Source organism: Pedobacter sp. (assembly GCF_045627485.1).
Lineage (GTDB): Bacteria > Bacteroidota > Bacteroidia > Sphingobacteriales > Sphingobacteriaceae > Pedobacter.
Map to the genome: position 1 here is coordinate 1 of NZ_JAZQNU010000091.1, position 6,408 is coordinate 6,408.

7 protein-coding genes are annotated in these 6,408 nt (G+C 40.4%); 1 reads left to right on the top strand and 6 read right to left on the bottom strand.

Annotated elements, in window-relative coordinates; translation table 11 throughout:
- The 6 genes from ACR2F3_RS06785 to acs form a co-directional block, all read right to left on the bottom strand.
- Positions 1 to 852, bottom strand: an 852-nt coding sequence (locus ACR2F3_RS06785) for a hypothetical protein (protein WP_432709225.1), incomplete at its 3' end; no start/stop codon positions are given.
- A gap of 148 nt (positions 853 to 1,000) precedes the next feature.
- Positions 1,001 to 2,125, bottom strand: a complete 1,125-nt coding sequence (lpxB, locus tag ACR2F3_RS06790; RefSeq protein WP_432709226.1) for a lipid-A-disaccharide synthase — start codon at positions 2,123 to 2,125, stop codon at positions 1,001 to 1,003.
- Positions 2,125 to 2,391: a stationary phase survival protein SurE gene (locus ACR2F3_RS06795; RefSeq protein ID WP_432709227.1), complete on the bottom strand. Its 267-nt coding sequence runs from the start codon at positions 2,389 to 2,391 to the stop codon at positions 2,125 to 2,127. Before ACR2F3_RS06795 ends, lpxB begins: the two co-directional genes overlap by 1 nt.
- Positions 2,384 to 3,163 carry a 5'/3'-nucleotidase SurE gene (gene surE / locus ACR2F3_RS06800; protein WP_432709228.1) on the bottom strand — a complete coding sequence of 260 codons (780 nt, stop codon included), beginning with the start codon at positions 3,161 to 3,163 and terminating at the stop codon, positions 2,384 to 2,386. The genes ACR2F3_RS06795 and surE overlap by 8 nt, the downstream gene beginning before the upstream one ends.
- Positions 3,164 to 3,652: 489 nt before the next feature.
- Positions 3,653 to 3,838: a CsbD family protein gene (locus tag ACR2F3_RS06805; protein ID WP_432709229.1), complete on the bottom strand. Its 186-nt coding sequence runs from the start codon at positions 3,836 to 3,838 to the stop codon at positions 3,653 to 3,655.
- 70 nt (positions 3,839 to 3,908) lie between these two features.
- Positions 3,909 to 5,804, bottom strand: coding sequence for an acetate--CoA ligase (gene acs, locus ACR2F3_RS06810; RefSeq protein WP_432709230.1), 1,896 nt, complete (start codon positions 5,802 to 5,804; stop codon positions 3,909 to 3,911).
- Between the two features lie 245 nt (positions 5,805 to 6,049).
- Between acs and rpmB the strand changes: the two genes are divergently transcribed.
- The gene (gene rpmB / locus ACR2F3_RS06815; RefSeq protein ID WP_108554931.1) at positions 6,050 to 6,283 is read left to right on the top strand and encodes a 50S ribosomal protein L28; all 234 of its coding nucleotides are present in this window, start codon (positions 6,050 to 6,052) and stop codon (positions 6,281 to 6,283) included.
- Positions 6,284 to 6,408: the final 125 nt, after the last annotated feature.

Here is a 6,408-nt window from a genome sequence, read left to right on the forward strand (position 1 = left end):
ACTTTTATCATCTAACTGAAGCTGCTTTAGACTATCAGGATACACCCCATGCTGTATTTTATAAAATTCAATATCTTTTACCAGATTGCTAATTTGCATTTTTGATATTTTTTCAATTCCGTCATTCACCTTAAAAAAATTTTTTCCAGCATAATATGGTGCCAGATATACAACAACAGAAATTGCGACCCCTAATACGCCAATTAAGGTAAACCATTTGTCTTTAAACCTTGTAACACCTAAGTAGATAAACACCAAACCAACAATAGCGCCAACAAAAGGAACTGCACACAAAAGCCCTAATAAATATGGAGGCTTCCTGTAAGCATTTCCAGGTAAAGCATTAACCTTCCCTCTTGTTTTGCTTAAACTACTTCGAATAAGTCCAATAAAATTGATTTGGTCAGTATAGGATTGGAAAGCACTTTTGGGAATCAAAGAAACTTTTTCATCTGCAAGGGAAAGAGAAATAAAGTCAGTACTGTAATCATATGAAACTATACTTTCCCACTTTAAATTCTCTTTCCCTGTGGTGGTTTCTCCAGATAGACCGCTCTCGTTTACAATTATTTTGTGCTTCTCAATAAGCTTAGGTTCTTTAACTATCAATTTTCTTAATCTATATAGGGAGATTAAATATGGAATGAGGTAAAAAATTCCAATGAAAATAGTTGAGGAGATCATTGCACCATACATAAACCTCGAAAATTGAAAAGGTATTCCGGCAAATGCATAGCCAGCTAACAATGGAATTAGGATAACACTCACTATATTCCTTTTCAGTTTATTGAGGTAATAAGACTTAAAGAAGTTCTTGTAGTCAGCTTCTGTGCAGTGGAATTCAATTTCCATTTGTCCTTAAGTTTGAAGGTTTTATCTGTTTGTCTTTACAAGATAACACATAAACTCTCAATTAAACAAAACTACTTTAACTGATACTAAAGTAAACCCTATCTACACCATTTATTGAAGGACTTATTGTCCCATTTGTTACGATAGGCTACGAAATTTGATGGGCATCTACTCCCAAATCTTCCAGAATTAAACTAGCCGTTCTGCCAGAGGCGCCAGGCTTTCCCATCACCGCCGCTAAGGCGTCGTAATCTGCCAGCTGCTGCAAACGCTGCTGGCCGTCGAGTAAAGGCTCCAAATGCTGGAATACCTTTGTCGGATTACATTCTTCCTGGATCAGTTCTTCCACTACCTTTCGATCCATGATCAGGTTAACCAACGAAATAAACCTGATTTTAATCACCATGCGCGCAATGCCAATAGAAATCGGGCTTCCTTTATACACCACAACCTGTGGTATTTTTAACAAGGCAGTTTCCAGGTTGGCGGTACCCGAAGCCACAACTGCTGCCCGTGAATGATGTAGCAAGTCGTAAGTCTGATTAAATACCAGTTTTACTTTCTTTTTACCAATAAACTGCTGGTAGTAATCGGCTGTAAAAGCCGGTGCCGCAGCCACCACAAACTGGTAACCGGGCAGTTGCTCCGTTAAGGTCAACATCACCGGCAACAAACGTTCAATCTCCTGCACACGGCTTCCAGGTAACAAGGCAATAATTCGCTGGTCGGATAACTGGTGCTGTTCTTTAAAAGTGGTATCAGGCTTAAACCTGGCAATTTCGTCGAGCAAGGGATTGCCCACATAATCAACATCCATGCCCCAGCTTTTGTAAAAAGCCACCTCAAAGGGTAAAATACAAAAGAGCCTATCGACTACCTTTTTAATCTTTAACACCCTTTTTTGGTTCCAGGCCCAGACTTTCGGTGAGATGTAATAAAACACCCTGATGCCCTGTGCTTTCGCAAATTCAGCAATTTTAAGGTTAAAACCCGGGAAATCAATTAAAATCAGGGCATCTGGCCGATGCTCCAGGATATCATTTTTACATGTTTTCATGTTTCTGAGAATGGTGCGTATGTTGAGCACCACCTCCACAAAACCCATGTAAGCCATGTCGGCATAATGTTTTACCAGCTCACCGCCCTCGGCTTTCATTTTGTCGCCACCAAAATAACGGAACTCTGCATTCGAGTCATGCTCCTTTAGTGCCCGCATTAAATTGGCGCCATGTAAATCGCCCGACGCTTCCCCTGCTACTAAATAATACCTCATTATTGACGAACTTTATAGATGAAAAAAGCAATTCCCCAGATAAAGGTAGCACCTAATACCCCGCGGCCAAGATTTTCCTTATTTTGTTTAAAAAAATATTTTAGCAGCACGGCGTTGATCCCAATGCAGCAGATAAGCAGCAAATCAGCTTTTGCCAGGTACGATACCTGCTGCATCACAAACCAGGTAATGCCAACGAGCACACCTGGCACCAGCATGCCAATGCCAAAACCAGTCCAAACGGTGTCATTTAGCTTTTTAATCATCGAACGACCAGGTGTTTAGTACCGGAATAGCATGGTGAGCCGTTAAATCAAATTGTACCGGTACTACCGATACGTAACCATGATCTAAAGCCCAAACATCTGTATCCTCGCCCTTATCGTTATTCTGGAAAACACCGGTTAACCAGTAATATTTTCTTTGGTGTGGATCTTCCCGTTCGTCAAATTCCTCCGCCCATTTTGCATTGGCCTGTCTGCATACTTTGATTCCTTTAAGTCCGCCATCCTTAGGAAAGTTAACATTTAGCAAAGTGGCTGCGGGTAAACCATGTTCCAGCACCTGCTGGCAAATGATCTTTACATATTTCTTGCAAGGCTCGAAATCAGCTTCCTGCGAAAAATCATCAAGTGAAAAACCTATAGAAGGAATACTTTCGATGGCACCTTCCACAGCAGCCGACATGGTGCCTGAATAAATGACATTGATAGAGTTATTTAAACCATGGTTAATGCCAGAAACACATAAATCAGGTTTTTTACCTTTAAAGATTTTGTTAACGGCTAGTTTTACACAATCTACTGGGGTACCCGAACATTTATACATTTCTACACCTTCGTACAAGTCAACTTTGTCAAAACGTAAAGGTTTTCCAATGGTGATGGCATGCCCCATGCCCGACTGTGGGCCATCGGGTGCAACCACCACTACATTGCCCAGTTCCTGCATCACTTCAATTAAATTTTTGATACCCGGCGCGGTAATCCCGTCATCGTTTACCACTAATATATTAGGTCTGTTATGTTGTTTTTTCATGGAAATTATGCTGTATAAGAAATAAATCTTATGGGTGGAAAAAACAAAAATACAAGATTTATTAGTATTTGTGACAAAAGAGAAAGGTGTAGGGAAGCAGGTTTCCGGCAATCGAGGACATTCGAGGTGGAAATGATGGGTAAAGGGCCCTTAACTGGCCGTTAAGCCGGTGTTATAAGGGGGTTAAGAGGGCTGTAGCCGTTCAAAGGCCCTTCAAAGGCCCTTCTAACCCCCTTCTAAGGCCCTTATAAATAGCACCAGCTGCTGAAAAAAATTTTCGTGTAAACTCTATTTAGGAAATAGCTTTACACAGATAAAATTAATTAGGCAGGAGCTATACAAGTAGATTGGTAATGCTAAAGGAGTTCTATAGCTAGAGTCGCTGTTTTCGGGCAGCAAAAAGGCCGCTCATTTATTCAATGACACGGCCTTTTTGGAAACTATTAATTAGTTAAAGTCTATTTATTTAGACAGGTAACGGAATGTTGATTACAAGGATTTTAACCAGTCTACAACTTCTTCTCTGGTTTTACCAGTTTTCTGCTGTAATCTTCCATACAATTCATCTTCTTGTCCTTCCTGATAAGTCAAATCATCATCCGAAAGATCTCCGTAAGCTTGTTTAACTTTACCCTTCATTTCGTTCCATTTTCCTTTTAATTCTAACTTATCCATGATAGTATAATTTAAGTTTAAAAATCGTATTTACTATCAATAAAACACGTATACCATTAAAATGTTTGCTTTAAAGTTTTTTTGCACTGTCCAGAATCTCGTCTACCACTGCCGGATCAAGCAAAGTTGAGGTATCGCCAAGGTTAGAAACATCGCCTTCAGCAATCTTACGCAAGATGCGGCGCATGATTTTTCCTGAACGTGTTTTCGGTAATCCGCTAACGAATAAAATCTTGTCTGGTTTAGCAATTGCACCAATTACACGGGTTACCGTTTGCAAAATATCCTTACGGGTAAGGTCATCATCACCGTGTGTATTCGGGTAAATCACAAAAGCATAAATCCCCTGTCCTTTAACATCATGAGGAAAACCAACAACCGCACTTTCTACCACACCAGCATGCATATTAATGGCGTTTTCTACTTCTGCGGTACCAATACGGTGTCCAGATACGTTGATCACATCATCTACCCTGCCGGTAATTTTGTAATAACCATCCTCATCTCGCAAGCAGCCGTCACCTGTAAAATACATGTTTTCATAGGTAGAGAAATAAGTCAGGCGGCAACGCTCATGATCCTTGTAAAGGGTACGCAGCATGCCTGGCCATGGGAATTTGATACACAGGTTCCCACTTACGCCATTACCTTCAATCACCTGCCCCTGCTCATCAACCAATACCGGTTGTACACCTGGTAAAGGTAAAGTGGCATATCCGGGTTTGGTATCCGTTACAAAAGCGATGGGCGAAATCATGATGCCCCCGGTTTCGGTTTGCCACCAGGTATCTACAATCGGGCATTCCCCTTTACCAACGTTTTCATCAAACCAATGCCATGCTTCCTCGTTTATAGGCTCTCCAACCGATCCTAAGACCCGCAGTGAACTTAAATCGGCACCAGCCAAGGGTTCAGTACCAAAACTCATTAACGAGCGTATAGCCGTTGGTGCAGTATATAATATATTGACTTTATGTTTATCCACTACTTCCCACAAACGTGAAGGTGTTGGGTAGGTAGGAATACCTTCAAACATGAGCGTTGTTGCCCCTTGTGACAGCGGACCATATACTATGTAAGAGTGACCGGTGATCCAGCCAATATCGGCGGTACAGAAAAACACCTCATCTGGCTGGTAATTGAATACATTAGAGAATGTGTAACCTGCATAGACCATGTAACCACCAACGGTATGTGCCACACCTTTTGGTTTACCTGTAGAACCTGAGGTGTAAAGGATGAAAAGTAAATCTTCAGCATCCATTTCTTCTGCAGGGCAATAACTGTCTACCAGTTTAATTTCATCTTCAAACCATAAATCGCGGCCTTTTAACATGGAAACCGGTGTACGGGTATGGGTCAATACAATCACTTTTTCTACCGTCGGGCAGCCAATTAAAGCATCGTCAATCACTTCTTTCAACTGGATTTGTTTGTTCCCCCTGAAAGAGCCATCAGCAGTAATCACTAATTTACAGGCTGCATCATTGATGCGGTCCGCAATAGATTTGGCAGAAAAACCACCGAAAACAACGGAATGTACCGCCCCAATACGGGCACAGGCCAACACGGCAATAGCCAATTCTGGCACCATCGGCATATATATACAAACACGGTCGCCTTTAGCCACATTGTTCTTTTTCAATACATTGGCAAAGCGGCATACCTGCTCATGTAAGATCTTATAGGTAAGGGCAACGCTTTTTTTCTCGGGATCGTTTGATTCCCAGATAATTGCAGGCTTATCACCGTTTTTCTCCAAATGCCTGTCCAGGCAATTTTCTGTAATATTTAATTTCCCTCCCTCAAACCACTTAATGTTTGGTTCGGTGAAATTCCATGATAATACTTTATCCCATTTCTTCCGCCACTGGAAGGTATTGGCAATTTCTGCCCAAAATTCTTCAGGCTTTTCAACGCTTAATTGGTATTGTTCTTTGTAATCCTGCAAAGATTTGATCTGCATCATGTGGTTCTATATTTAGTAGCTAAAATGTAAATATAGCTTTTATTGAAATTATATAAACTTTATAGTGGTTTTTAAGTGCATATTCTTAGCTTTGCGGCGAAGCGAATTCGGCTTGTGCGGGTGAAAAAAACATTATTTTCAAAAATATTCATCACCTGCTTGATGGTTACGAATATTATTTGGATATTTGCCCACTCTTAAAAAATTAAGCGACTAATAATTAACAATATATATTAAAAGGCATGTCTAGAGTTTGTGATTTAACCGGAAAAATGGCGATGACAGGTTTTAATGTTTCTCACTCAAACGTTAAAACTAAGCGTAAGTTTTATCCCAACTTACAACTTCAGAAATTTTATATTCCTGAAGAAGATCGTTGGATTACACTGAAAGTATCTACTTCAGCTATTAAAACCATCAATAAAATTGGTATTACAGAAGCAATCAACCGCTTCGTGAAAAAAGGATTTTTGTAAAAACAATTGCAGGTAGTTAACCTGTTAACAATAATAATAAAATGGCAAAGAAAGGTAACAGAGTACAAGTTATTCTAGAGTGTACAGAGCATAAAACAAGTGGCATGCAAGTCGGAGGCCAAGCG